Origin of the sequence: Ktedonospora formicarum, assembly GCF_016587355.1 — a bacterium.
Taxonomy (GTDB): Bacteria; Chloroflexota; Ktedonobacteria; order Ktedonobacterales; family Ktedonobacteraceae; genus Ktedonobacter; species Ktedonobacter formicarum.
On the sequence record NZ_BNJF01000006.1, the window covers coordinates 46,902 to 71,809 of the forward strand.

The 24,908-nt window shown below is 49.9% G+C and carries 19 protein-coding genes and 3 CRISPR repeat arrays (1 of these 22 only partly in view); of the genes, 15 read left to right on the forward strand and 4 right to left on the reverse strand.

Annotated elements, in window-relative coordinates; all coding sequences use genetic code 11:
* Nucleotides 1-1,071: a CRISPR direct-repeat array (repeat unit 37 nt; unit sequence CTTGCAGTATCCTCAGTCGGATCGAAGCCCCTGCTAC) (it extends 382 nt beyond the left edge of the window).
* 576 nt (nt 1,072-1,647) lie between these two features.
* Nucleotides 1,648-2,043, forward strand: a complete 396-nt coding sequence (gene cas6 / locus K3T82_RS38220) for a CRISPR system precrRNA processing endoribonuclease RAMP protein Cas6 (protein WP_220198768.1) — start codon at nt 1,648-1,650, stop codon at nt 2,041-2,043.
* Between the two features lie 880 nt (nt 2,044-2,923).
* On the opposite strand, the gene K3T82_RS50470 is transcribed toward cas6, so the two are convergent.
* Both K3T82_RS50470 and K3T82_RS38225 read right to left on the reverse strand, forming a co-directional pair.
* On the reverse strand, nt 2,924-3,160 hold the full coding sequence (locus K3T82_RS50470) for a hypothetical protein (RefSeq protein ID WP_420799389.1): 237 nt from the start codon (nt 3,158-3,160) through the stop codon (nt 2,924-2,926).
* Nucleotides 3,161-3,697: 537 nt separating this feature from the next.
* Nucleotides 3,698-4,864 (reverse strand): CRISPR-associated protein Csx3, encoded by a 1,167-nt coding sequence (locus tag K3T82_RS38225; RefSeq protein ID WP_220198769.1) that lies wholly within the window; start codon nt 4,862-4,864, stop codon nt 3,698-3,700.
* A gap of 56 nt (nt 4,865-4,920) precedes the next feature.
* Between K3T82_RS38225 and K3T82_RS38230 the strand changes: the two genes are divergently transcribed.
* From K3T82_RS38230 to csx15, 9 genes are all read left to right on the forward strand, one after another.
* Nucleotides 4,921-5,799: a CRISPR-associated ring nuclease gene (locus K3T82_RS38230; protein WP_220198770.1), complete on the forward strand. Its 879-nt coding sequence runs from the start codon at nt 4,921-4,923 to the stop codon at nt 5,797-5,799.
* A 141-nt stretch (nt 5,800-5,940) separates the two neighbouring features.
* A complete protein-coding gene (cas10, locus tag K3T82_RS38235; RefSeq protein WP_220198771.1) occupies nt 5,941-7,998 on the forward strand; it encodes a type III-B CRISPR-associated protein Cas10/Cmr2 in 2,058 nt (685 codons plus the stop codon).
* Nucleotides 7,995-9,206 (forward strand): type III-B CRISPR module-associated protein Cmr3, encoded by a 1,212-nt coding sequence (locus tag K3T82_RS38240; RefSeq protein WP_220198772.1) that lies wholly within the window; start codon nt 7,995-7,997, stop codon nt 9,204-9,206. Before cas10 ends, K3T82_RS38240 begins: the two co-directional genes overlap by 4 nt.
* 2 nt (nt 9,207-9,208) lie before the next feature.
* Nucleotides 9,209-10,669 carry a type III-B CRISPR module RAMP protein Cmr1 gene (cmr1, locus tag K3T82_RS38245; RefSeq protein WP_220198773.1) on the forward strand — a complete coding sequence of 487 codons (1,461 nt, stop codon included), beginning with the start codon at nt 9,209-9,211 and terminating at the stop codon, nt 10,667-10,669.
* 3 nt (nt 10,670-10,672) lie between these two features.
* Nucleotides 10,673-11,584, forward strand: a complete 912-nt coding sequence (gene cmr4, locus K3T82_RS38250; protein ID WP_220198774.1) for a type III-B CRISPR module RAMP protein Cmr4 — start codon at nt 10,673-10,675, stop codon at nt 11,582-11,584.
* 5 nt (nt 11,585-11,589) lie between these two features.
* A complete protein-coding gene (cmr5, locus tag K3T82_RS38255; protein ID WP_220198775.1) occupies nt 11,590-11,988 on the forward strand; it encodes a type III-B CRISPR module-associated protein Cmr5 in 399 nt (132 codons plus the stop codon).
* On the forward strand, nt 11,985-12,824 hold the full coding sequence (cmr6, locus tag K3T82_RS38260) for a type III-B CRISPR module RAMP protein Cmr6 (protein WP_220198776.1): 840 nt from the start codon (nt 11,985-11,987) through the stop codon (nt 12,822-12,824). The genes cmr5 and cmr6 overlap by 4 nt, the downstream gene beginning before the upstream one ends.
* Before the next feature lie 43 nt (nt 12,825-12,867).
* Nucleotides 12,868-14,031: a Card1-like endonuclease domain-containing protein gene (locus tag K3T82_RS38265; protein ID WP_220198777.1), complete on the forward strand. Its 1,164-nt coding sequence runs from the start codon at nt 12,868-12,870 to the stop codon at nt 14,029-14,031.
* A gap of 3 nt (nt 14,032-14,034) precedes the next feature.
* The gene (gene csx15, locus K3T82_RS38270; RefSeq protein ID WP_220198778.1) at nt 14,035-14,412 is read left to right on the forward strand and encodes a CRISPR-associated protein Csx15; all 378 of its coding nucleotides are present in this window, start codon (nt 14,035-14,037) and stop codon (nt 14,410-14,412) included.
* Between the two features lie 81 nt (nt 14,413-14,493).
* Here the strand turns inward: csx15 and K3T82_RS38275 are convergent, their stop codons facing one another.
* Together K3T82_RS38275 and K3T82_RS38280 are read right to left on the reverse strand one after the other, a co-directional pair.
* Complete coding sequence (locus K3T82_RS38275; RefSeq protein WP_220198779.1) at nt 14,494-14,835, reverse strand: hypothetical protein; 342 nt, start codon at nt 14,833-14,835, stop codon at nt 14,494-14,496.
* 27 nt (nt 14,836-14,862) lie between these two features.
* The gene (locus K3T82_RS38280) at nt 14,863-15,153 is read right to left on the reverse strand and encodes a hypothetical protein (RefSeq protein ID WP_220198780.1); all 291 of its coding nucleotides are present in this window, start codon (nt 15,151-15,153) and stop codon (nt 14,863-14,865) included.
* Nucleotides 15,154-15,590: 437 nt separating this feature from the next.
* Nucleotides 15,591-17,262: a CRISPR direct-repeat array (repeat unit 37 nt; unit sequence CTTGCAGTATCCTGAGACGGATCGAAGCCTCTGCTAC).
* Between the two features lie 542 nt (nt 17,263-17,804).
* Between K3T82_RS38280 and cas1 the strand changes: the two genes are divergently transcribed.
* From cas1 to cas3, 5 genes are all read left to right on the forward strand, one after another.
* Nucleotides 17,805-18,821, forward strand: coding sequence for a CRISPR-associated endonuclease Cas1 (gene cas1 / locus K3T82_RS38285; protein WP_220198781.1), 1,017 nt, complete (start codon nt 17,805-17,807; stop codon nt 18,819-18,821).
* 12 nt (nt 18,822-18,833) lie between these two features.
* Nucleotides 18,834-19,097: a CRISPR-associated endonuclease Cas2 gene (gene cas2 / locus K3T82_RS38290; protein ID WP_220198782.1), complete on the forward strand. Its 264-nt coding sequence runs from the start codon at nt 18,834-18,836 to the stop codon at nt 19,095-19,097.
* Nucleotides 19,090-19,692 (forward strand): CRISPR-associated protein Cas4, encoded by a 603-nt coding sequence (gene cas4, locus K3T82_RS38295; protein WP_220198783.1) that lies wholly within the window; start codon nt 19,090-19,092, stop codon nt 19,690-19,692. The genes cas2 and cas4 overlap by 8 nt, the downstream gene beginning before the upstream one ends.
* A 145-nt stretch (nt 19,693-19,837) precedes the next feature.
* Nucleotides 19,838-20,693: a CRISPR direct-repeat array (repeat unit 37 nt; unit sequence CTTACAGGATCCTCTGGCGGATCGAAGAGTCTGCTAC).
* Nucleotides 20,694-21,225: 532 nt separating this feature from the next.
* Nucleotides 21,226-22,263 carry a helix-turn-helix transcriptional regulator gene (locus tag K3T82_RS38300; protein WP_220198784.1) on the forward strand — a complete coding sequence of 346 codons (1,038 nt, stop codon included), beginning with the start codon at nt 21,226-21,228 and terminating at the stop codon, nt 22,261-22,263.
* Nucleotides 22,264-22,268: 5 nt separating this feature from the next.
* Nucleotides 22,269-24,863: a CRISPR-associated helicase Cas3' gene (gene cas3 / locus K3T82_RS38305; protein WP_220198785.1), complete on the forward strand. Its 2,595-nt coding sequence runs from the start codon at nt 22,269-22,271 to the stop codon at nt 24,861-24,863.
* Nucleotides 24,864-24,908 lie beyond the last annotated feature (45 nt).

Sequence of the window (24,908 nt, forward strand, 5' to 3'; positions counted from 1 at the left end):
TCCTCAGTCGGATCGAAGCCCCTGCTACCGCAGATCGGATTTCGTCCGTACGGTCCTGGCCTCGAACTTGCAGTATCCTCAGTCGGATCGAAGCCCCTGCTACACGGTCTGGCCGCGCCAGATCATCCCCATCTGTGACGATGCTTGCAGTATCCTCAGTCGGATCGAAGCCCCTGCTACCAATACGGCCGAAGAGCAGCGCATTCGCGATCGCGTCTTGCAGTATCCTCAGTCGGATCGAAGCCCCTGCTACCTAACGGGGTGCAGGTCGCGCAACTCGTCAATGACAGCCACTTGCAGTATCCTCAGTCGGATCGAAGCCCCTGCTACTCCTGGCTGGTCACTTTGACGAGCTGGCGCGCATGATCCTTGCAGTATCCTCAGTCGGATCGAAGCCCCTGCTACTCAGGAGGAGCGGCGACGACGAGCGCAGCAGCGAGAAACTTGCAGTATCCTCAGTCGGATCGAAGCCCCTGCTACCAAACAACTTTGGCTCTTCTGTCAGCGCGTTAGCGTCTTGCAGTATCCTCAGTCGGATCGAAGCCCCTGCTACATCATGCTCTACCAGGACGAAGCTATTATCTTCTGGTACTTGCAGTATCCTCAGTCGGATCGAAGCCCCTGCTACCCGTTCGGCACGCGGCACCACTTGTCTGTGGTGGTACTTGCAGTATCCTCAGTCGGATCGAAGCCCCTGCTACTCTACAGTGGCGACGTGTACGGCTCCGGGCCGGCGTCTTGCAGTATCCTCAGTCGGATCGAAGCCCCTGCTACTCCCAGGTCAGGATCGTCCCCTTCTTGATCTACAACTTGCAGTATCCTCAGTCGGATCGAAGCCCCTGCTACGAGATCGCGTGCTTCTTCCTCAGAAGTGGTATCTATGGAGCTTGCAGTATCCTCAGTCGGATCGAAGCCCCTGCTACTAGTGCTCGGTCGTCTTGCGTGTACTGAACACGTATGGCCTTGCAGTATCCTCAGTCGGATCGAAGCCCCTGCTACTCGTTTCGATGACGGCGCGTGTGGTGCGTGTCTGTCTTGCAGTATCCTCAGTCGGATCGAAGCCCCTGCTACCGTGTAGTTGCAGTTTGCAGTGGGCGGTGTGTTTTCCTCTTTGAATGAGGTTAGACCGTTTCCTGGACGTCTCAGAGCATCGATTTTAATTGAATTACTTCGTCTAGTATACCAGATTGCGTCAGGTTTCGAAAATCGTTTTTTGCGCCAAAAGCCAGGGGATTTTCGAACAGAAATTGCGGATTATAGTGCTTAAGGGACTATACGTGCGCCGATCTGGGCTTATCAGGGCTGATTGTATCCTATTTGTTTTAGAGAAAGAGGCGATTTTCGGATGGGACCCAAGAAAGGCCAGAAAAGGGGAGGTATTCCTTTTCGTTGAGATGTTGATCACTTTTTCGCTACGAGATTGTTACCTGGCTTTATGAGAGGTGGTGGGAATGGTATGGAACGGCTTGTAGAGCGGGGATGCAGAGGCATGAGAGGATTTCTATTACATCGGACACTGATCGAAGCTTAGGAGAGCATCAAACAATACTTTGGTTCCACCCTGCGGCTTGACAAGAGCGGATTTATCCGTACGGATAGGCTTTTTCCTGTTACAAGCGGCGTGCCGAGCAATTGAACCAGCGGCATATGACGCTGCTGTTTGTTACACCGTTGCGCCTCATCGACCAGGATCACCTGGTCCAGCAGGCCCGCTTTCGCCCGCTCATTCGCCGTCTGCTCGAACGCTATCAGGCCCTTGAACAACATTACGGCAACGCCGAAATTGCGTTTAGCAAGGAAGAGCGCGACACCATTGCACGCCTAGCTGACGGCGTTCGCTGTGTCTCTGACAACACATGCTGGCAAGAGTTGCGCAGCTACTCCAATCGCCAGAAACGTACGACTCTCACCAGTGGATTGATGGGGGAGGCGACCTTTGAAGGTGACCTGGAACCCTTCCTCGAACTGCTCGCCCTTGACGAACTCATTCACGTTGGGAAGAATGTCGTCAAAGGCAACGGCTGGTACCAGATCCAGTCTTAGCTCTACAACTGCATATGCCACAATAGCCAGGAGAGAAGAGTTGATGCCCTTCTTTCCTGGCTATTGTGCTTGAAGTCAAACCATATTCAATGCATCCTCATGTGGCCCGAAGGTGACTACTATATACTGGATAGTTGTCCAACAGTTTTACAACTATCTTTGTAGAATCCTGACTCGTGTTAAGACCTCTGCTACAGTTTGTATGGTTTAGCAAGGGATTCCCTGCGCGGCGTGTTCAGGACCCTACCCCGGGTCGGAGCCCTTGCTACGGTTCTCATTTCGGTGGGCATGCTCGGCTTCCTCTGCCTCTTGCAGTATCCTCAGACGGATCGAAGGGCCTGCTACAATGATGTACTTACCAGAAGGACCACCACGTGAGTTCTTCCAGTATCCTCAGGCGGATCGAAGGCCCTGCTACATGCCTGTGCTATCGGCCATGCTGTTGATCCCCAGGTAGCTTCCAGTATTCTCAGGCGGATCGAAGCCCCTGTTACAAAGCGCGGTTAGGCCGAGCAGAAGTCGCGTCCTGCCACTTCCAGGATCCTCAAGCTGATCGAAGCCCCTGCTACGTCTCGCAGATCGTCGCTGGCCTGGCGACACTCACCTCTTCCAGGAATCCTCAAGCGGATCGAAGGCCCTGCTACTTCACAAGCCCGATTGGAGCCAGGGCAAAGGCGCACTTCCAGTATCCTCAGGCGGATCGAAGGCCCTGCTACCTCTCTCCGACGAACACATCATGATCCTTGACGAAGACTTCCAGGATCCTTAGGCGGATCGAAGGCCCTGCTACATTGTGCAGATGGTTTAATTTTGCTGGCGATGGTGTGTACTTACAGGATCCTCGACCAGATCGAAGCTACTGCTACCGGTTCGACTACCCTTACACTAACCGCCGCTGTCCATCACTTCCAGGATCCTCAAGCGGATCGAAGGCATTGCTACGTGAGTTGTGGCTCAAACAGATCACGCGTAATCCAGTCTCTTCCAGGATCCTCAAGCGGATCGAAGGCATTGCTACATGGATGATCTTAAGAACTTCAATGACCCCAGGTATACTTCCAGGATCCTCAAGCGGATCGAAGGCATTGCTACGTTGCACCAATATAAGTGCTCCCACGTGAGCGGCGCCTTCCAGGATCCTCAAGCGGATCGAAGGCATTGCTACCAGATACTTATTGTGAATAGTGGGTGGAGTGTTTTCTCATTCTGAGTTATTGAGGCTGTTTCCTGGGCGTCTCAGCGCGTCGAATCTCTCGAATGCTTCTTATTTAGTATACCAGATAGTGCACTGTTTCGAAAATCGTTTTTTGCGCCAAAAGCCGGAAGATTTTCGAAAATATAAAATGTGTGTTGGATAATTTTATATGTATTTAGGGCGCCCGATGATTCTATCAGGGCGCTTTAGGCCCTATATTCCGTTGGTGGTGTGGCGGTTTTCGAATCAAGCTCCCACAAGCGCTCAAAAAGGCTTGGGAGGGTCTATTGATTTAGTATTGGGCCGTTGTTAAAAATATAGGGAGGCATTACGACGTCGCAGATGCGCACTCCTCCCTATACTAGGTACTCTTCCTCTTTTGCTTTAAAACACTTTAATGCGCTAATAGCCATTTGTAACCATTTACAGGATTTTGTTGTACTGAATGTTAATATTCACTTATACTGTTTTGTAACTGATACGGTCTCCTGGGTGCTGATCTGGGTCTCGGGAATAGGCGATAACGCCACTTTGCAATGGGACATGATAAGGTGCAATCCAATACATCCCTGCATCTTTATACAGGCGAACGAGCGCGGTCAATAGCCAGTAAGGCAATCTACCATTAATGATCAGACCCTTATGAAGAGGAAGAGGTGGGAAAGTGATTGGCCCAGGCTGGAAGTATTCCAGGTGAGTCGAAGGAATGGTGATAGAGAGCACTGTCGCATCATCTCGTTCCTGCGTCGCAATCTGTAACTCAGGGTGGGGCTCTGTGCCGAATTGGACCTGGGCGGGCTGCATCCAGCCAAAGGGATGCCTCGGATCATACAGGTAAAGCGCTTGTCGGTTTGTATGAGCGGCGATGGAAGCATAAAGCCAATTCGGTCCTGCGCCATACAAAGCTTGTGGACCTGGCTGCATTCCTGCGAGGAATGGCATCAACATTTCTGGTTGCCAAATACTCGTCTTGGGATCAAAGGCGTGAAGCGCATCGTACAGGTTGAGCACCTCGCCTGGTGCCTGTTCGAAGGCTGCGCGTTCCAGATCATGTACTTCATATGATGCAAAGAGGGTCGCGATCCGCTCAACAAGGAAGTCGAAGAGTGGCCCCTTCACGCGAACCTGATTGCCACGTTCCAGATGTGTCAGAACACCTTCAAGTGTGGGAGTTCTGGTGGTCACTAGCGATTCACCCCATTGGCGCGAGAATATTTTTGCCAGAGGAATAAGACCATTAGCATCTACATAACCTTGCCAGTCTACGGATGCCTCCGGCTTATCTTCGCGTAACAACAGCACCGCGTGCGTACACCGCTGGAAGAGCGAAATTTGTGAAGCTTTGGGTTGACCTCCCATATCAACTAGGAAGGGAAGACAACGATGTTCCAGATCCTGACAGATGCGTCTCACAAACTCATTGGACCAGGGACCACGTAGCCGAATCTCACTCACAACTTCGGGATCACATTCCTGGGACCAGTTGCCTTCTCCATCGGGGCAAGCACGAATAGCGTGATGCCGTACACCGCGTTCACGCAAAGCCTGTGTCAGACTATAGAACAAGACTGATTTACCCGCATGGGCTGGTCCTCCAATGAGGACTGCTGGTAATAGATTTGGCATCTGTTTCCTCCATCAGTTCATTTGTATGCTTTGTATTAGAATTGCGAGAACGCTCCTTGTTTGCTCATAAGCATATTCTGATTGCGACCCTGGGTGGCCAACCACAGGTCGTAACCTTCACACTCGATCTCCTTCTTGCCCAGGGTTTCCCAATTGGCGAAGTCATTCTTGTCCACCCTAGACCCGCACAACCCCGCTTGCAGCAGGCTCTCTCTTCTATACAGTCTGAGTTCATCAGCGATTACTACCAGGCTGCCGAACGTGTTATTCATCTAAGATCACATGTCCTGCGATGGCACGGCACAGCCATCGATGATATTGATGGTGACGATCAAGCTGACGGAACGCTCGACACGTTTCATCGCTTAATTGGAGATCTCAAGCGCCGGGAGTATCGCGTTCACCTTTCAGTGAGTAGTGGGCGACGCCTGATGGCGTTGCTCGCCACCGCTGTCGCTTCGCTCAACTTTGATCGTCATGACCATATCTGGCACCTCTATACTCCTCAGCAGGTCAAGGATGTGGCATCGGATGGACGCCAGATGCACTTTCCCGCAGATGCGGGAGTTCGCCTGATTGAGGTCCCTGTTCCCCTGCTTGGTCCTTTCTATCCGCAAACAGACTCGTTTCGGCATGCCCAGCAGGAGCGCCGAAGGCAGGTAGAAACGCTGGAACACTCACGTTGTGCTCGCGTTGAGCAGGAGTCAACTCCCGCGCAAAGGCGTGTTCTGCGCGCCTATAGCAAAGGATTGGCGACACAACAGGTTGCGATACAACTACACCTCTCACCCGCGACCGTCAACTCACATAAAACGGCTTTACTCGTCCTCTGTGCCAACGCTTGGGAGATAGAGCCGACAGTCTCCCTGGACTACCACTTTTTTTACAGGAAATTTGCCAACTACTTTCGCTATGCTGAGGAAGAGTATAAATGATGACAAGCTACAAAACATCATCAAATTTGCTGAAAAACTTCAGCAAATTTGATGATGCGTTTGCTCTTAAAGCCAAGTATGCTGGATTACGTTACATGTGCCCGCCAGAATTGATATCAAGAAAGAGGTACATATAAACCTATGGCCTATTTGTTTGAAGCCAGTATTGGCCCCGTTCAGGACTTTATCGCCAGCGCGCGTCGCACACGTGATCTCTATACTGGATCCTGGCTTCTTAGCGAACTCTCAAAGGCTGCCGCACTTGCTATCGTGAGAGCGCCAGGAAATAGCCTCGAAACCTTGATCTTTCCTGCACCAGCAAGGGAAGATGACCTTATCGCGGGAAGCACATTGAGCGTCGCTAATAAGATTGTTGCCCGAATACAGGGATCGCCACGCGAAATGGGCTCAATAGTCAAGCTGGCGATTGGTAACCGTCTTAAAGAGATCGCATCAAAAGCGCTTACCTTCCCAGGAGAAGCCTCCCTGCTGTATGAGCTTGCGCATAGGCAGGTTGATGAACTCGTGGAATATAGTTGGGTTGCTATACCTTTCGAGGACGAAAGCGAATATCCTGTTGTCCGCAAGGATCTGGAGGCACTTCTGGCAGCACGTAAGAATACACGTAACTTTACTGCTGTTAGTTTTGACGACAAGAAGCACGGCAGTCAGCCCAAATCCTCGCTTACAGGTCAACTAGAAAGCGTCATTCCATGGGAGATGTATCCGCAATCAAAGGACGCGCGGGAAGGGCGCCTTCAGAAGACGCTCAAACTCTATACTATCTATGGGGCTGGACCTGCGGAGCGCCTCTCTGGCGTTGATCTTCTCAAACGCAGAGGCGGGCCTGCGGATGCTTCCCACTATCCCAGCAATTCGCATATTTCCGCCATTCCTTACCTCTTACGGTTGGAAAAACTCACTGTGCTAGAAAGAGCAGAGGCTGAGAAGGAATGGACAACGTATCTGAACCTTGTCCGCGACGCAGCGAAATCTGGCAATAAGGACCAGAACACAGACATACAGGAAACATCAGAAGTGCTGGAAACTGTGTATGGTTATTACAGGGGACGAGGACAACCTATTGCGGAGCCACCTATTCTACGAGAACATGATGGTTCCCTCCTCTTCGAAGAACGCCTTCTCTATTCTATCGACAAAAGTCAGTTCGCGCAGATACAAACGGCTCTTACACGCTTCTTTCACAAGGTCAATAGTGTCCTGGGCTCCAATGTTTCTCCCTCTCCTTACTATGCGATCCTGGTAGCAGACGGAGATGGTATGGGTGAAGTGATTGATCATCAGGCTCATCTTGGTATCGATAAACATCGACAACTATCGCGCGCGCTTGCTCTGTTTTCGGGAGGTGTTCGCGAAACCGTCAGGAAACACCGGGGAGCGCTCATTTATGCTGGTGGCGATGATGTTATGGCGCTTCTCCCACTCCACAGCATGCTTGCATGTGTGCAAGAACTCGCAGAAAACTATCAAACAGCTATGCGCCTGTTCAAGAATGAGCAGGGCAAGCAATCAACGCTCTCAGCAGGTGTTGCTATTGTTCACCATCTCGCGCTCTGGCAAGAGGCGCTGGACGTTGCGCGTGATGCCGAGAGTCGAGCGAAACGAGTGCCGGGCAAGAACGCCATCGCGATCACGCTTCAGAGACGGAGCGGCGAGTCCTATCAGATCGCTGGACCTCGCGAAATACTGCTTGATAGGAGTGATTCTGAGACATTGCAAGAACTGCCAGAGGTTCTAGAGCAGCTCATTGCTTATCAGTTAGCCGATGACCTCCCTCGTGGAATCGCCTACGAGCTGCGTGCGCTCCGCGAGCGTCTCAGTTTACGTGTGCATCATGAAGAAATGAGTGATAAGAACATGGCTTCCCAGCAAAAAGATGAGCTTAAGCCTGATCTTGAGCAGGTTCTACGCACCGATAGTGAGCGCATTCTCAAACGAAAGCTGGTCATGCGTCATGGCAAAGTTAGAGCGCAAGAGCTTCTTATTCCGCTCTTAGAGGTGGCAGGGTTACGGGATAGTAAACTGAACAAGGTGTCAGATGCTGAACATAGTGAGACACGTCCCGATTTCTATAAGCGCTCTGAGCAGTTTATCAATGCCCTCATCATCTCCCAGGCTCTAGCGGATGCGCGCGAACTGGCGGAAGGTCCACGGAAAGTTGAGGAGAGAAGCAGATGAATATATGGTTGATTGAGCCACATGATCCACTTATCTTTCGTGATGGGCGACCATTTGGCCCGACACCTGGTATCATCGCGACATCTTTGCCGTTCCCATTTCCCGCTACTATAGCGGGCGGTGTGCGCTCTCACGCAGGCAAGGCGACAGATGGCGTATTTACTGTAGAGGATGATAGGCTCAAAAAACTGAAAGAACTCTCTCTACGCGGCCCACTCCTCGTAGAGTTCTCCGACGAACCAGGGCAGGAGCAACATGTGCGCTGGCTCGTTCCTGCCCCTGCGGATGCCGTGCTCTTTGAAAATAAGGAGAAGCAGTGCGAACGGGTACGCCTCTCCCCACTCTCGATCCCGACAACTGCCCTGACCGATCTTGAGGATGGGCTCTGGCCTGTTGGCCCTTTCATCGCGAGATTTGACAAGCCCATGAAAACCCCACCTGGATATTGGTACTGGGAGGAGTTTCTAGTCTGGCTTCGCAATGATGATCTGTCCTCTCGCATCGTCGATCCATCCAGACTCGGCCATAGCGGACCCCAGCGTGAACAACGCGTACATGTTGGTATTGACTCGGAGCGGCGGACCGGACGTGATGGCGCTCTATTCGGAACCTCTGGTCTGGAGTTTGCCATCAAACACAATGGGCAAATGCGTCGCCTCGGCTTAGCTGTCTCGGTTGACGATACCAAAGGTTTCAACCTCTTGCCAGGACTTGGACATCTTGGTGGGGAGAAGCGTATCGTCAGTTGGCACCAGAGTACCCAGCCCTGGCCTGAATGCCCCAAAGCGCTGATAGCAAGCATTCTTAAACACAAACGCTGCCGGATCATTCTACTGACGCCAACCTTTTTCGCCCAGGGCTATAAGCCAGAAGAGAAGTTTCTCGCAAAGAATTGCAGCGTACATATCACACTGCGTTCAATCGCTATCCAGCGACCGCAAATTATCTCCGGCTGGGATATGGCTAATACTTGCTGTAAGCCGACAGTACGATTGGCACCTGCTGGCACTGTTCTCTTCCTCGAACTGAACAAGGATGATAAAGACGAAGATATTGAAGAATGGATCAAACAGGTCTGGATGCAAAATCTTTGCGAAAACGAGCAGAACGAAAACAAGCAGATGGAATACGATGGCTTCGGCTTGTCAGTGCTTGGCACCTGGTCAAGCGATAATGGTTCGATAGCAACAGAAAGGAAGGAACAGTAGTTATGGGACGCAAGCAACCACCTGAACCGCACAAGCTTATCCCGAAGGACACAAGTGACATCATTACCCAGACACGCGAATATGAGCTTATCACCCCCCTCTTTGGTGGTGGTGCTGTTCCCGGAGAGGCAGACGAAGACCTACCCATTCGTGGTACTGAGATTCGCGGCCAACTCCGCTTCTGGTGGCGTGCCTGTCGCGGTGGTCTTACTAAAAAGAATCAAAAAGAAAGAAATATCCGCTCAAACGAACAAATTCTGGCTGACATGCTGGCGCGGGAAAATGCTATCTGGGGTGCTGCCACCAAGCATAAGGAAGAAATACACAAACAAGAGCAGGGTGAGGTGCAAAGAAGACTGAATACTGTATATCTCTCAATAGAAGTTTTGAATGAGAATAGGGGAGAACCTATCAATGCCTATATAGTAAGAGAAACAAGAGGAGGCAACGGAAAACGCAAATTTGTACCATATCCAATCAGGGACATCCCTGGTTATGCGTCATTTCCATTACAGCCAAGCCAAAAAGAGCTTCAAACTGCACTTACTCCACACGATGTCCCTTTGAAAGAGGTAAGAAAAGGTATCATCTTTACCCTCACTATTTCTTATCATAAGGACTACAAGGAGGATGTTGAAGCTGCGCTTTGGGCCTGGGAAACCTTTGGTGGGGTGGGAGCACGCACGCGCCGTGGTTTTGGTGCTTTACGTTGCCTCAGCATCAATGGAGACCCAGAACTTGTCAATCTTGCGCCAAGCCAAAGTGATCAAGTGATCGGTTGGCTCAACGAGAGGCTGAAGGATCACGTAATCGTTGGAACGTGGCCCAGCCATGTTCCTTATCTCCCCAAAGAATTCGGTGAAGGCACAGATATCGTGATTTTTAAGACTTCTACTTCGGGGGAAGAAAACAAGGCATTGTACGAGATATGGAACAGGCTTATTCAAGGTTTAAAGGACTTTCGCCAATCAAAACGTCGTCAAGAAAGCGTTTGGCCGGAAACACACTTCATAAACTATCTCAAAAACAACCCGACCTCTCCTACAGACTATAAAGGGCTTAAGAAGTTTCCTAAAGCACAGTTTGGCCTTCCCATCGTCTTTCCACTGCATAACAACAAGCATCCCAACAATATAAAAAGGAAAGATTCACAACTCCATTTGCAACCCAATACACATGAACGTTTTTCCAGCCCTATCATCTTAAAGCCTATCGCTTGCGAGAGTGGTTGTTACAAAGGCTTTGCTCTACTTCTTAAAGGTTCTCGGCTCGAAAGGGGCTCTTTAATCTTACATCTTATTGAAGAACAAACAAAAGAAAAGAAGGAGATTGGCACTTTTGAGACATACCTCGCTGAACCTGAGCAAGTACTTATAAGCTCAGGCCACTCTTTCTCTATAGTCACCGACAAAGGCAAAAACACGCTTCGCGCTTTCATGGAATTTATGAGTAAAAGGAGATAAATTGTGAACGCCCAGCTTACTTTTGTTCATGCGCTCTCACCGCTCCATGCTGGTATCGGCCAGGGCGCGGGAGTGATCGACTTGCCCATCGCGCGCGAGAAGGCAACTGGCATCCCCTTTCTCCCCGGTTCATCGCTCAAGGGAGCTTTGCGCACACGCGCTTTCAATGGGGATCAGAAGGAGACGTATCTGCCGATCTTCGGCCCGGACAATCCAGCGGTGGAAGAGAATCGCGCCAGTTTGGTTCAGTTCTCGGATCAGCGTCTCCTCCTCTTCCCAGTGCGTAGCCTGGCTGGCACCTTCGCCTGGGTTACCTCTCCGTTAGTGCTTCGCCGTCTGAGGCGCGAAATGGAGGACACGCAAATCGATGTAGCTCGCCTGACTATTCCAGAAGTACCCGATAACGGAACATGCCTGCTCGCGAGACAGGACAGCGCTCTTACCTGGCAAGCACCAAATGGATCAAAAGAATACCGGGTCTATCTTGAGGATCTTGATTTGAACGCTCGACCTGATCCCAATGCCACCGCCATTTGGGCTGAATGGTTAGCAACGACTCTCTATCCGAGAAATCAAGATAAGGAATGGAGAGACATGCTTACTACTCGTTTGTGCCTTGTCCATGACGACCTTTTCACTTTCCTGGTAACCAATGCAACAGAGGTCACAGCGCGTATCCGCCTTCAAGAAGAGGTGAAAACGGTCCAGCAAGGTGGATTGTGGTATGAAGAGGCGTTGCCCGCCGAAAGTATCTTGTCCGGGTTGGTGCTCGCGATGCCCTCCTCCAAGAGAGGGTATAGCATTCAGCAAATCCTCCGGCTGCTAAGGCAACTCTCTAGTAGGACCATCCAACTCGGTGGCAAAGCCACTGTGGGACGTGGGCTCTGTCGCGTCCAATTTGCTGGACAGGAGTAATAGCCATGTATACACGTGATCAGCAATACGCTCTTCATGCCTTCGAGTATGTTACTGCCTATAAGGAGAAAGAGAAGGGAGATAAAGAGCGTAACCAGTACGGTGGTATGGCTCACCGGCTTCCGGTCCTCATTCACTCAGCCGGATTGGCTCAGGCACTAGAGTTTGTCAACTCGCGTAGTGGCAAAAAGCCTCCTCATAAACAATTGCTCACCGACCTGAGCAAGACTATTGGCTATGACAGCACAGGCGATCTACTTGAAGCCGTTCGGCAGGCTCCGCTTACCAGTTATATGCAAATAACGTACCAGGTTCGTCAGGCATTACTCTGGTACAAACGATATGCCCAATCAATCCTTGATGTTGAGGATGCCAGTGTTGTCGATAAGGAGGACGAAGCATGAGGCAAGCACTGAAAGATGATTTTCAGATGGGACCACTACATCGCCTGGATCTCAAAGGCACCAAGGGGTGGGGAATATCAGATGATACGATACGAGGGATGCACGCGGGTCTATGGCTGGACAAATATATTGCTAGCCATAACACCAATGATACAGGAAGTCGCCAGAACCTCGTTGCGCAGGTTGCCAGTCTTCCTATATCCACGACCTACATCCTCTTCTACCAGCGCTGGCACGATAGCCTACAAACAGATTATGGCAACCATATCCTCTGCTGTAAGGCCAGCAGCAAGGGACGTATTGCTATCAATTTGGGCAGCGAGAGCGTTTTGGAAACTTCCATTGCACTTCACCATACATATGGGGTTCCATACCTGCCTGGCAGTGCCCTCAAAGGGCTAGCCGCCAGCTACACCCGCCAGCACTTTGAAGGGGACATGTGGAAGCATGATGGTGAAGCGTACCGCGTCATCTTCGGCGATACTGAGCAGGCGGGCTATATCACCTTTTTTGACGCGCTTCCCATCCCGCAGATTTCTGAGAACGCTTTCCAGGTATCGAGCCTGCTCAAGCGTGATATCATTACTGTCCACCATAAGGAATACTACGGCGACGGCTCACAATCGCCTGCCGACTGGGATAGCCCAATTCCTATCCCTTTCCTCAGCACCACTGGCGATTACCTCGTCGCCCTTGCCGCGCCCGATCTAGAGAAACCCGAACCCTGGCTTAATAGGACCTTCGAGATCCTCAAGCAAGCGCTCGCCAACGCTGGCATCGGCGCAAAAACCTCCAGCGGCTATGGAAGAATGGAGCTAAGTGAAGAGCGTTTATAGTGAAGTTTTAGTTTGTTGTCCAACGAAGAAAAGGAGGCAACTCATGGGAGAAAAAAAGAAAGCACTTTTAATTATTGCTGGTGGAAGGGCGTTGCCTGATGCTATAGCGTTTTTTTATGTAAAGCCAGAGATTGTCGTTTATATAAAGTCCGAAGAAGGATGGGATTTTGAGAAAGGTTTTATCGATGTAGTCGAATCCTCCTCAATCTGTAAAGAGTGTCAACCTATATCAGATATTAATGCCTATAGCTTAGCGGCCGGTCAAAAAGCATGTGAACAAGCTATACAACTTTATCCCGAGGCTGATTGGACCATTACTATCGGCGCTGGCCCCAAGGTGACAGGTATAGCAGCTTATGAGTTCGCCAAGCAAAGAAATATCCCGTGCTTATATATAAGCACACTTTATGACAAGCTTGTCTCCGTGGAAAGAGACGTTATTGTAGAAGCTCCTGCAGAGACTTTTCACCCCAACGTAGAAATGTACATGAAACTTTACCATCGCACTTGTAGCCCGCATCATATGGAAAAGATTCCTAAGTACCGTTCGCTTGTGGAAAGTTGGAGCCATATCGCAAATGAGTTGGCCCTCTCCAAGTATACCGCAGACTTTACTGTCGTAATGCATGACAAGAAAGTTGGAGAGATTGGTTTTATATCAGATCCGGACCTAGCGGCTTCTCCTCTTCTCGAATTACTTTCTAACACGTACAAATTAATCAAGCTTGACACAGATGCTACTGGAAGCATAACCTGTCAATTTACTTCGCCAGCGGCAGCTCAATTTTTAGGTACTGGTGATTGGTTGGAACTATATGCTTGGAATGAAGTACCAACTATAGTAGATGGGAAACGCTTTGTTGATGACCATCAGAGGGCGTGGTATGTTAGTGATGGACAAGCTAAAAAAGAATTAGACTTGCTGATAATGTATAAAGCGCAGATAATCATTGGAGAATGTAAAACCGGGAAAGGAGCATTCGGATCTAATCACATAGATAAGTTGCATTCAATTTCTCATTGGTTGGGGGGGCGTGCTGTTACCAAACTACTTATCACGGACCAGCCTAAATCCAGAAGAAGCTATCAGTCTTTGAAAGACCTTGCCCATCAATTAGGTGTTGTAATTATTACAAGAGAAGATTTACCACAGCTTCGAGATGTTCTTAAACGTCAAATCGAAAGACCAACTTTTCCGAGGATTTAGCACATGATCGTACTCAACTTCAGTCACCCACTTACACTGGCGCAGCAGGAGCAAATCGAGCGCCTTGCCGGGAGGACCATCGAAGAGGTGCGTACTATACCAGTGCAGATCGATCAGGAGCAGCCAATGGAGCCGCAGATTGTCACTGCCCTTGAGATGGTTCACCTTACCACTGAGCAATGGCAAACTTTTCCCCTGGTCATCAATCCACCAGGGTACGCGCCAGCGAGCATGGTCTTACTTGCTGAACTGCATGGGCGTATCGGACACTTTCCGGTCTTCATTCGCCTACGCCCACGCCATGGTACCGTCACTACCTACGAAGTTGCTGAACTTCTCAACTTGCAAATCATCCGTGACAATGCTCGTAAACGCCGCTAGCAATGTCCAGAAAAAGAGCCCGCTTGTTGAAACTGCTTCTGAAATGACGCTATGGTAAATGTGACTGCGCTCAGGTACGTGTTAGGCCTGTGCAGGTTGAGCCTGCTTTGTTTCTGGTGATTGCTCCAATAATAGTTCTCGGCTACGCTGTTCTTCTTTCAATCGCTTCAGCCTTCGCGTAAGCAGCTTATACCTTGCCTCAATATCTGAGGTGTCATATTCATCAAGATGGAGGCGGAATGACTCATATTTAGCTTTAATAAGGTCTCCTGTCTGTTGGAGTGTTGTGCTCCTGTCTTTGAATTTGTAGGCGACAAGAATGCCTGACGTTGCCGCAACAATGACAGTGACAATTGACGTTTCCCAGCGTGGCAACTCGCTGATGTTCACAATGGCTGTTGCGATTGCAGAACCTAAAATCACTGCACCTTGGAGAAAATTGTACCAGCCTCAAGCTCGACGAGAATTAGCACGCATTTCAGGAAGATCCTCGTCGAGAATCTTTTGGATATACTCTGTGAAAGGGCGTAATTTCTCTGCCTCGGCTTGAGAAAGTTGCATAGTAGATAGTCTATCCTTTTCTTGCTTGTCCTTCTCACGTTGATCTTCTAGCTTTTTCCAAACATCCTCTGCCTGTGTCCATAAATATGCTCTTCGTTCATCCTGATTGTATTTTTCGCCTGAGTGTATCTCCTCTTCAATGATTGAGGTTAATTGAGACTGGTATTCATCAATTGTCACCTCGTCCTTTTGGCGCTCTTGCTGTAACCGCAATAATTTGTGCGTAAAGCGTGGGGGTGGTTGCTTCTGCACCATAGTAGATGACTGAACCTCCTTCTGTATCAATTATGTCGCATTATCTACGGTAGAGGTGTAAAATTTCTTAATAATTTAGGAAATATGAAATGTTAAAACTGTATTTATCATTATAAATCACATTTTCCTATAAAAGAATCAGAAACATCCAAAAAATTCGTCGTAGGACATCGATGAAACTCACTTTTGGGAAGTACGAAGGGTTGAAATTGCCTGATAGCCATATAAACTGGGCCTCAACGATGGGATATATTTCTCATCGTTGAGGCCCAGTTTATTCTTTTGCTTCTTACCATACCTTAGTTCGGATCATGCCCTGCTAGCATATTTGCTGGCATCATAAAGATTGGAATGCCGCAACCCTTGTGGTGTTCTCAGACGGATTGAAGCCCCTGCTACACTATCGACACTGTGGCGTTTGAAGCGGTCGCGATGCACTTGCAGTATCCTGAGATGGATCGAAGCCCCTGCTATATTCACCCCCGCCGCGACAGCCTCGCGGCAACCTTCGACCTTGCAGTATCCTGAGACGGATCGTAGCCCCTGCTATACGTAACCAGAACGCGGCTCAAGGTGCGACCCAAACACTTGCAGTATCCTCAGTCGGATCGAAGCCTCTGCTACGACAACTCGATGAAAGTGCTCTTCTTCGATATGGAGCTCTTGCAGTATCCTGAGACGGATCGAAGCCTCTGCTACCTAATGGAATTGTGTGAAGAGGCCAAACAAAAAGAACTTGCAGTATCCTGAGACGGATCGAAGCCTCTGCTACGGCAGCAACCCAGCGGCAATGCTTGCACACTTTGGAGCTTGCAGTATCCTGAGACGGATCGAAGCCTCTGCTACCATGGATAGACCTGTTTGACAACACTCGCTTTTATGACTTGCAGTATCCTGAGACGGATCGAAGCCTCTGCTACGCTCAGCTAGTTCAGATGAAGATGCTCCCATATATGACTTGCAGTATCCTGAGACGGATCGAAGCCTCTGCTACGTAACCAACTGGTAAAGCGACTCGTTAACCGTACATACTTGCAGTATCCTGAGACGGATCGAAGCCTCTGCTACTGACGAATTAGGAATAGAGCCACCGCGCGCCTATGCCTCTTGCAGTATCCTGAGACGGATCGAAGCCTCTGCTACACCCGTGCGGTAGTGGACAAGATACCTGGCGCGCTCTTGCAGTATCCTGAGACGGATCGAAGCCTCTGCTACATTATTTCCCATTGCGACCCGTCTGGTCGCACCTTATACTTGCAGTATCCTGAGACGGATCGAAGCCTCTGCTACCGCTCAAGGTGAATAGAACTTACCTGCTCATACGTGCCTTGCAGTATCCTGAGACGGATCGAAGCCTCTGCTACCTCAAGAAAGATGCTGGCATTGCTTAACCTATTGAAGCGACTTGCAGTATCCTGAGACGGATCGAAGCCTCTGCTACGCGCCAACATCAGGCAGCGCCGCCGTTATCTTCTTAATCCTTGCAGTATCCTGAGACGGATCGAAGCCTCTGCTACATTCGTCATCAGATAATGCCTCAGTGCCTTTAATTCTCTTGCAGTATCCTGAGACGGATCGAAGCCTCTGCTACCAAGAGTAATTGGAGTCTCTGAGCCTTCTACACTCCTTGCAGTATCCTGAGACGGATCGAAGCCTCTGCTACTTTTACAGTCCATAGCGTCGTGTTTGCGGTCATAGTCTTGCAGTATCCTGAGACGGATCGAAGCCTCTGCTACCGAACTCTACCTTCCAGGACACGACCCCTGAGGTTGCTCTTGCAGTATCCTGAGACGGATCGAAGCCTCTGCTACTAACAGGTGGAACTAGGTAGCGCCTTCCCAATAGGAACTTGCAGTATCCTGAGACGGATCGAAGCCTCTGCTACTTTCCCCTTGATATCGCGTAGAACATCCACCGGGCCAACTTGCAGTATCCTGAGACGGATCGAAGCCTCTGCTACATAGCACATGCATCCTGTGTAGCTTTTGAAATAAAGACTTGCAGTATCCTGAGACGGATCGAAGCCTCTGCTACCGTGTAGTTGCAGTTTGCCGTGGGCGGTGTGTTTTCCTCTTTGAATGAGGTTAGGCCGTTTCCTGGACGTCTCAGAGCATCGATTTTATTTGAATTACTTCGTCTAGTATACCAGATTGCGTCGGGTTTCGAAAATCGTTTTTTGCTCCAAAAGCCGGGGGATTTTCGAAATGTAGAGTATGTTTTAAAGACATATTTAGGGCAATTCATGGTCACGCGAGAGTTTAAAAGGGCTGATTACGCCCTGTTTCTCCGTCATAGGGCGGCGATTTTCAAGCCCGCCTTTTTAAAGCCTTAAAAATGCGTCAGGAGGGAGATATATCAACGTGAGGTTGATGCGCTTGGCGTCACCATTCACGAGCTGATTTTATCCTTGCTTTCAGAATTTTGACTTTTTCTTTTTCTATCCAAATATTTCCGACGGTTTGGCGGAACTCAATCTTTATACTGTTGCCTAAGCACGGCGATATTGTTCGTGAAGCGATACGTTAGTTTGCGCTAGGCTACTATATTCCTGGCGAGAAAACGAGAGGTTTTCTAAAATGGATTTGATTGTAGAGGGCAAGGGTATGTTTATTGGCAAGCATCAAGGCCGAATTCGCGTCTATCGTGAGCAGAAAATGGTGCAGGAGGCACCATTGATCCATTTGAAGCAGATTCTTATCGTGGATAGCGGCATAGGTATCTCTAGTGATGTGGTCAGGATGTGTAGTGAAGAGGGTATCCCTATTCACTATCTCAATAAGTATGGCCGTACGTTTGCTGGTTTATATACTTCAGGTTTGATAGGGACTGTTTTGACGCGGAGAGCCCAATTGCAGGCGTATAAGAGACCTCAAGGTGGAATTGTAAGTAGGGCTTTTGTGGTGGGAAAAATACAGAACCAGCTTAACCTGCTGCGCTACTTTGCCAAATCTCGTAAAGAACAGGAGCCTGAACTCTATCAAACTATTCTCACGACAATTGTTACTCTTCGTGATCATGTACAGGATGTTGAGCAATTACCTGGAGATTGTATTCAAGATATTCGTGAACGACTCCTTTCTATAGAGGGGCACGCAGCACAATATTATTGGGGCATTGTTGCGGCTATTGTGCCAGCCACGCTTCAATGGCCGGGACGCGAAACGCGTGGTGCCAAAGACCTCTTCAATGCTTCGCTTAACTACGGTTATGGAGTGCTCTATGCTCAGGTAGAGCAAGCTATTCTTCTCGCGGGACTCGACCCATATGCTGGATTTTTACATGCAGATCGGCCAGGGAAGCCAAGCCTGGTACTTGACCTGATTGAAGAGTTTCGCCAATGTGTCGTGGACCGCACGATCATTGGTTTGTTCAACAAACATGTACGTCTGGAGCAAGATGAGGAGCGACTTCTGACGGAAGCGACTCGTCGTAAGATCGCAGAAAAAGTTTTTGAGCGGCTTGATGGAAGCGCTGAACTTTACGAAGGTAAACGGCAGGCGCTCCGTTTTATCCTGCAAAACCAGGCGCGTCATCTCGCTTGTTTCTTACGTGAGGAGCGTGAAGCTTACATTCCTTTTGTCTCTGGCTGGTAGGAAGTGAGAAATATGCGCTATCTACTGATCTACGATATCACGCATGATGGCACTCGCAGTAAGGTCGCTGACGTTTGTCTGGATTACGGCCTCAATCGCATCCAGTATAGTGCCTTTCTGGGCGAGCTTTCACCTGCCCATCAACGTGAGTTACTCTTAAAAGTGCATCAACGTCTGGGCAAGCATGGAGCAAATATCCAGTTGTTCCCTCTCGATGAAAAAGCCTGGGTGGGAAGAAAGTCGATTGAGCGTGAGGAGAGGCAGAATAATGAGTGAGCCATGGTTATTAGAGGTAACGGATCTTAAACAGTATCTCTGCTGCCCTAGAATTCCTTATTATCGATACTGCTTGCCTGATATCCGACCCGTAACCTATTCTATGGAAGTAGGTATTCAAAGCCATCGCGAAGAGGAGGAAAAAGAAGCGCGCCGCAGCCTCCAAAAATACCAGATAGAGCAAGGAGAGCGTCTGTTTAATTACTTTGCGGCCTCTGAGTTGTTGGGTATCAAAGGACAAATGGATCTTGTAATTATCACGCCTTCATGGGAAGCCGAGGACAAAGAAGCTATTATCGTCGATTACAAATATTCTGAGCAAAAGGCCGGTCCGCACTTTAAGCTCCAGCTGGCTGCTTACGCGCTACTTTTAGAGGAGGAACTCCAAATGCCCGTTCGAAATGGCTTTCTCTATTCCATCCCTCTGCGCAAAGCGGAAAAGATTGCTATCACTGTTGCCCTCCGCAAGAAAGTTAGGCATGTGATTCAGGAGATCCACCAGTTGCTTGAAAGAGAAGCGTTTCCTGTATCGACGCGAACTCCACACCGCTGCCCAACCTGCGAATTCCGGCGCTTCTGTAACGATATGGTCTAAGCAACGCATATAAAGGGATATGCGGTCTCGATTTCATGTAAACCACGGCTACTTACTGTCATTGACGAGTAGGTAGCCATGGTGCTTAACAAATGCATGAATGCTCACATTTATACCTCGTATGAAGCTTGTCAACATAGCTGCACGTTCAGTGTCCTCAAGCGGATCGAAGAGTCTGCTACCCGGGCGCGTGCTATAGGGCTGCTGGCTGGCAGGAGGTCTTACAGGATCCTCTGGCGGATCGAAGAGTCTGCTACACCACCAGAGAAGGGGAGGCGCAAACAGAAGGCCGAGAACTTACAGGATCCTCTGGCGGATCGAAGAGTCTGCTACTCGAGAGCAGCAATCCCAATCACTACCGCAATACCAAGCCTTACAGGATCCTCTGGCGGATCGAAGAGTCTGCTACGCCGCCCATCCCAAGGTGCCTCTGGCTCTGGAGTGTCTTACAGGATCCTCTGGCGGATCGAAGAGTCTGCTACGATCATACAGACGAGCACAAGGAATGCTGGCGCGATTCTTACAGGATCCTCTGGCGGATCGAAGAGTCTGCTACATGACCAGCCCACGGCTGGTGGCCCTATGGCCAATATCACTTACAGGATCCTCTGGCGGATCGAAGAGTCTGCTACTCTATCCGCTCTGCTCTCACACAGGCTCCATTCAAACTTACAGGATCCTCTGGCGGATCGAAGAGTCTGCTACATGCGCTCTCACTAGAGCGAAAAAGACAAATTGCAGACTTACAGGATCCTCTGGCGGATCGAAGAGTCTGCTACCTCATGTCTTTTGTTGAGACTCCTCATGAGTGAATCTTACAGGATCCTCTGGCGGATCGAAGAGTCTGCTACTCCGTGGTCCTGCCTCCGGCTCCCCCCGTCGTCACTACGCTTACAGGATCCTCTGGCGGATCGAAGAGTCTGCTACCTCGAAATTGAGTCCGACCAGACGGAGGCCCACGAATCTTACAGGATCCTCTGGCGGATCGAAGAGTCTGCTACCGCGGCGCTGTAGCGAGAAGGTGGTGGTGTATTTTCTTATTCTGATTGCGTTAGGCTGTTTCTTGAGCCTCTCAGAATGTCAACTGTGTTTGCTATGCCTCATCTAGTATACCAGATGACCATGGGTTTCGAAAATCGTTTTTTGCGCCAAAAGGCAGGGGATTTTCGAAGACAAAACAGGCGTAATTTGCCCTGTTACAGCTTTTTCTGGCATGTTTGGCTCCTTATTAGGGCCATTTTCACCCTCTTTAGATATTGGGCAGTAACGGTTTTCGAACACGGCCCACAAAAGGGCAAAATGAGAGAGGGGAATCAGAAATTTTTATGTCATTTTTATAGCAGAGCTTCTATTTTTCCTCTATACTATCTCCGGTATTGTAAGGTTTTATGGGATTTACAGGCGAGGCCTCTCTCTTGATTTTGTAGTTTTTCGGCCATTTTTTGAAATTTGATTGTCCTCACTACTTTTCCGACGGTTTGGCGGATTGCGGAGGGTATACTCTACTCATCAATCAATGAAGGAGGCATACACTTGCTGAATTTAGAGGCACGGAAACGGTTAGAAAATCTGTTATATATCATCAAGCTTTTTCAGGTGCCGGACAGACGATACCGCACGAAGGAAATCGCTGAACAACTTGGGGTCAATGAGGATACTGCTGGTAAGTACCTGCGCGACCTGAGTCTGAGTGGCCTTCTCCCTATTACCAAGGAGGGACATGACTGGGTTTTGTTAGAAGGTGCAATGACGCCACAGCTTGAACTTTCGCTAAGCTATCCCGAAGCGGTTGCACTCTATCTGGCAGCTAGACTCCTGGCCCAGACACAGGATGAGCAGAACTGGCATGTGACCATGGCGCTTAAGAAACTCGTGGATGCGTTGCCACCATCGCTGCGCAAGCGCGAAGAGATGTTACTCGCACTTTTAAACTTTGAGGATTCGCAACGCCCTGACAAATCGGGAATCTTTTTTGCTCTCGCGAGTGGCTGGGTGCTGCAACGGCAGGTTCGCCTCTACTATGAACCTCCTCACCGCCGTAGTTTTGAGTGTTTGTTCCATCCTTACCTGCTAGAACCGTCAGCAATTGGTCGCACTATCTATGCGTTGGGTTATAGTAGCATGGGAGAGGCAAGGCGCGCCTATAAACTGGAGCGCATAACGCGTGCAGAATTGACGGATAAAACATTCGAAATACCAGAAGACTTTGATGCTGCTACGATGCTGCGACAGGCCTGGACAATCATGTACAGTGACGAAGAGCCTGTGAGAGTGCGCTTGCGTTTTAGTGCTCGTGCCACACCACGTGTTCTTGAAACACGCTGGCACCCTTCCGAGGAGGTGAAGAAGAATCGAGATGGCTGCGACTGGACGGCCATTATTGGCGATACGCTAGAGATTGAGCCGTGGATTCGAGGTTGGGGAAGCGACTGCGAAGTGCTAGAGCCACTCGCTTTGCGTGAGAGCACCATCAAGCATCTCCGCCGCTCCATGCGTATGTATGGTCTAACTGCGCCGGAAACGCGCTCTCCTGGCACATTTGATCCAAATTTGTTTCGGAGGAAGGACTAGAAACGATGCATACACCATATCCTTACCAGGAAGAGCTATTACGGGCCATCGCAGCGGGCAGAAATGTGATTCTGGTTGTGCCAACAGGAGGGGGAAAGACGTTCGCCGCAAGCTTGCCTTTTCTCCAGAACCTTGCCTTTAAAGAAGGTCTGCTGCCAGCAAAGGCCATCTATGCCGTGCCAACACGCTCGCTAGCCACACAATACCATGCTTTATGCCAGAAATGGTTGCAGGAACTGAATCCCGATCTTTTCGACGATTTTCAAGAGCGATACGGCTACTTCGGGCACGACCTCTTTTCCATCCAGACGGGCGAGACACCTGGAGATCCTCAATTTGAGTCGGTGCTTACCGCTTGCACCATCGATCAATTCTTGGCAAGTGCATTAGGTGTGCCGTATAGCCTGGACACCAGACGCGCCAATATCAATGTTGGAGCCATGTGCTCATCGTATCTGATATTAGATGAGCCGCATCTTTATCCAGTGGCAGAAGGAGGCAGAAGCTATAAAGGCGGCTTGACCACCTGCCTGGAGTTCCTCCGCCAGGTCAAAGATATCACTCGCTTCGTCTTTATGAGCGCGACGCTACCACAAGCGTTGGTGGAACAGCTTGCTCAGATACTTGATGCTGACGTCATTACCGTCGATGACGAAGAATTGGCTCAGCTGAATAAACGACGTGAGCGCCGCTTCGAACGATGCACAACGTCGATGAGCGCCACATCTATTCTTCAACAGCACCAGAGCTGTTCTCTCGTCGTCTGCAATACTGTACAACGTGCTCAAGAAATCTATCTGAAGTTAGATGAGGCAATACAACAGGCGGGACTCGACATAGATCTGCGCCTACTCCATAGCCGTTTTACTGACGATGATCGAAAGCGCCAAGGAGAGGATTTGTCCCGCTTACTCGGCAAGGAGCAATGGCTTGAGGGAGCCTATCAGGGTGGCAAAGGCGTGATTGTGGTTGCGACACAGGTCGTCGAGGTTGGACTGGATATCTCAGTAGAGGTAATGCATACAGAGATTGCACCTGCGAATAGCTTAATCCAACGTGCAGGTCGCTGCGCTCGCTTTGAGCAACAACATGGTCGTGTCCTGGTCTACCGTTCACCACTCGATGAAGACGAACAATCCGTCTCCAGCCTCCCGTATGAGGTTGCGCTCTGTGAACACACCTGGCAAGCTCTAGAGCGGTTTACAGGCCAACCATTGGGCTTTCGAGAGGAACAAGCGCTTATCAATGAAGTCCACACGGCTAGCGACCTTCAACTCCTCCAGCAGTATGAAGCGCATCGTGGTGAGCTACAAGAAGCCATTACCACAAGCCTGCGTACTCATGAGCGTGGCAATGTTATGGATCTCATCCGTGATGTGCTACAGGTCCAGCTGCTTATCCATAATGCACCTGATGACGAGATCACAACAGAACCCTGGCGCTGGCAGAGTTTTGCCTTCCGTCCTGGGCAACTTATGGGCAAACATTGGGAACGCTTGCAGCAGCGTTGCTCTGAGCTTGGGCTGAACTGGATATGTAAGCAGGCGATTCTTGCGCCCTCTGAGGGGAAACAGCAGGAGCAAGACGAGGATAGCCATATCGCGATAACGTATACGTGGGATCATGTGAACAATCCTCACCAGATACCCAACACACTCATGTTAGCAATGCCCAATCAGCTTGTCACCTATGATCAGAGGCTTGGGCTCGTCTTTTTGGATGGACGTCTACCGCTCTCTCCTGAGTGGGAACTGCGACTCCTTGAGCAAAATTATCAGAGCGTGCTTCGCGAGCGCAAACGCTCCAGCGGTCAAGGAGAACCAACAAGGCTACAATGTTATGAACAACACATTGGAGGGCTGGCTGATGCCTACTACCAGGTCATCTACGCAGAACTGGCCTACACAATGCAGCGCCTCGAAACGAGGCTAGGTCTGGAAGCGGGTACGATTGATCATGCGATCCAACTGGCTATCGCGACTCACGATCTGGGGAAACTGGCAGACACATGGCAAACGTGGGCGCGTGCGTGGCAGCGTCTCCTCAGAGAAAAAAACAGCTGGGCCAAAGATTACCAGGAACCCGCCGATGATGTCTTCTTCGCTAAAACAGACTATGACTGGCGCTCGCAGGAGCAGCGCAAATGGCAGAAAGAGGTACCAGGGAAACGCCCAAATCATTCTTGTGAGAGCGTCATGATTGGGCGCAGCATGCTTGCGCAAAGCCTTGGCATCTTCCAGGCAGATCACCCAAACTTACCCATCTTGCGCGCGGTCTGTACCGCTATCGCTCACCATCATACTCCAAAAGCGCATGAATATGGACAAACTCGCGTCCAACCTGGAGCCTTCTCAGCGGTTGAGAAGGCCATTCAGGCTGTGAATCGCGACGATTCCTGGAGCGTTGACCTCAGCAAGTTATGTCTCACTCTGGAAGCGGGGGATTTGGACCCTATCACTGTCTCAAAGGAGATCTGTACGCGCCCCGATGTGGCTTCAAGCGAGGACAAAAGATGTGAGACCTGGCTGTCATTTGTGATCGTGCGTGCATTGCGCCTGGCAGATCAGCGTGCAGACCGCTACGTTTCTTCTAAAGTTTGAGGTATGTGTAATTGTGCATACATGCGTTATTCTCTCGAAATCACT

Bases quoted from the DNA above. Each gene is read 5' to 3' on its own strand.
- cas6 (WP_220198768.1), top strand. From the start codon at position 1,648: ATGACGCTGCTGTTTGTTACACCGTTGCGCCTCATCGACCAGGATCAC.
- K3T82_RS38225 (WP_220198769.1), bottom strand. From the start codon at position 4,864: ATGCCAAATCTATTACCAGCAGTCCTCATTGGAGGACCAGCCCATGCG.
- cas10 (WP_220198771.1), top strand. From the start codon at position 5,941: ATGGCCTATTTGTTTGAAGCCAGTATTGGCCCCGTTCAGGACTTTATC.
- K3T82_RS38240 (WP_220198772.1), top strand. From the start codon at position 7,995: ATGAATATATGGTTGATTGAGCCACATGATCCACTTATCTTTCGTGAT.
- cmr1 (WP_220198773.1), top strand. From the start codon at position 9,209: ATGGGACGCAAGCAACCACCTGAACCGCACAAGCTTATCCCGAAGGAC.
- cmr5 (WP_220198775.1), top strand. From the start codon at position 11,590: ATGTATACACGTGATCAGCAATACGCTCTTCATGCCTTCGAGTATGTT.
- cmr6 (WP_220198776.1), top strand. From the start codon at position 11,985: ATGAGGCAAGCACTGAAAGATGATTTTCAGATGGGACCACTACATCGC.
- K3T82_RS38265 (WP_220198777.1), top strand. From the start codon at position 12,868: ATGGGAGAAAAAAAGAAAGCACTTTTAATTATTGCTGGTGGAAGGGCG.
- csx15 (WP_220198778.1), top strand. From the start codon at position 14,035: ATGATCGTACTCAACTTCAGTCACCCACTTACACTGGCGCAGCAGGAG.
- cas1 (WP_220198781.1), top strand. From the start codon at position 17,805: ATGGATTTGATTGTAGAGGGCAAGGGTATGTTTATTGGCAAGCATCAA.
- cas2 (WP_220198782.1), top strand. From the start codon at position 18,834: ATGCGCTATCTACTGATCTACGATATCACGCATGATGGCACTCGCAGT.
- cas4 (WP_220198783.1), top strand. From the start codon at position 19,090: ATGAGTGAGCCATGGTTATTAGAGGTAACGGATCTTAAACAGTATCTC.
- cas3 (WP_220198785.1), top strand. From the start codon at position 22,269: ATGCATACACCATATCCTTACCAGGAAGAGCTATTACGGGCCATCGCA.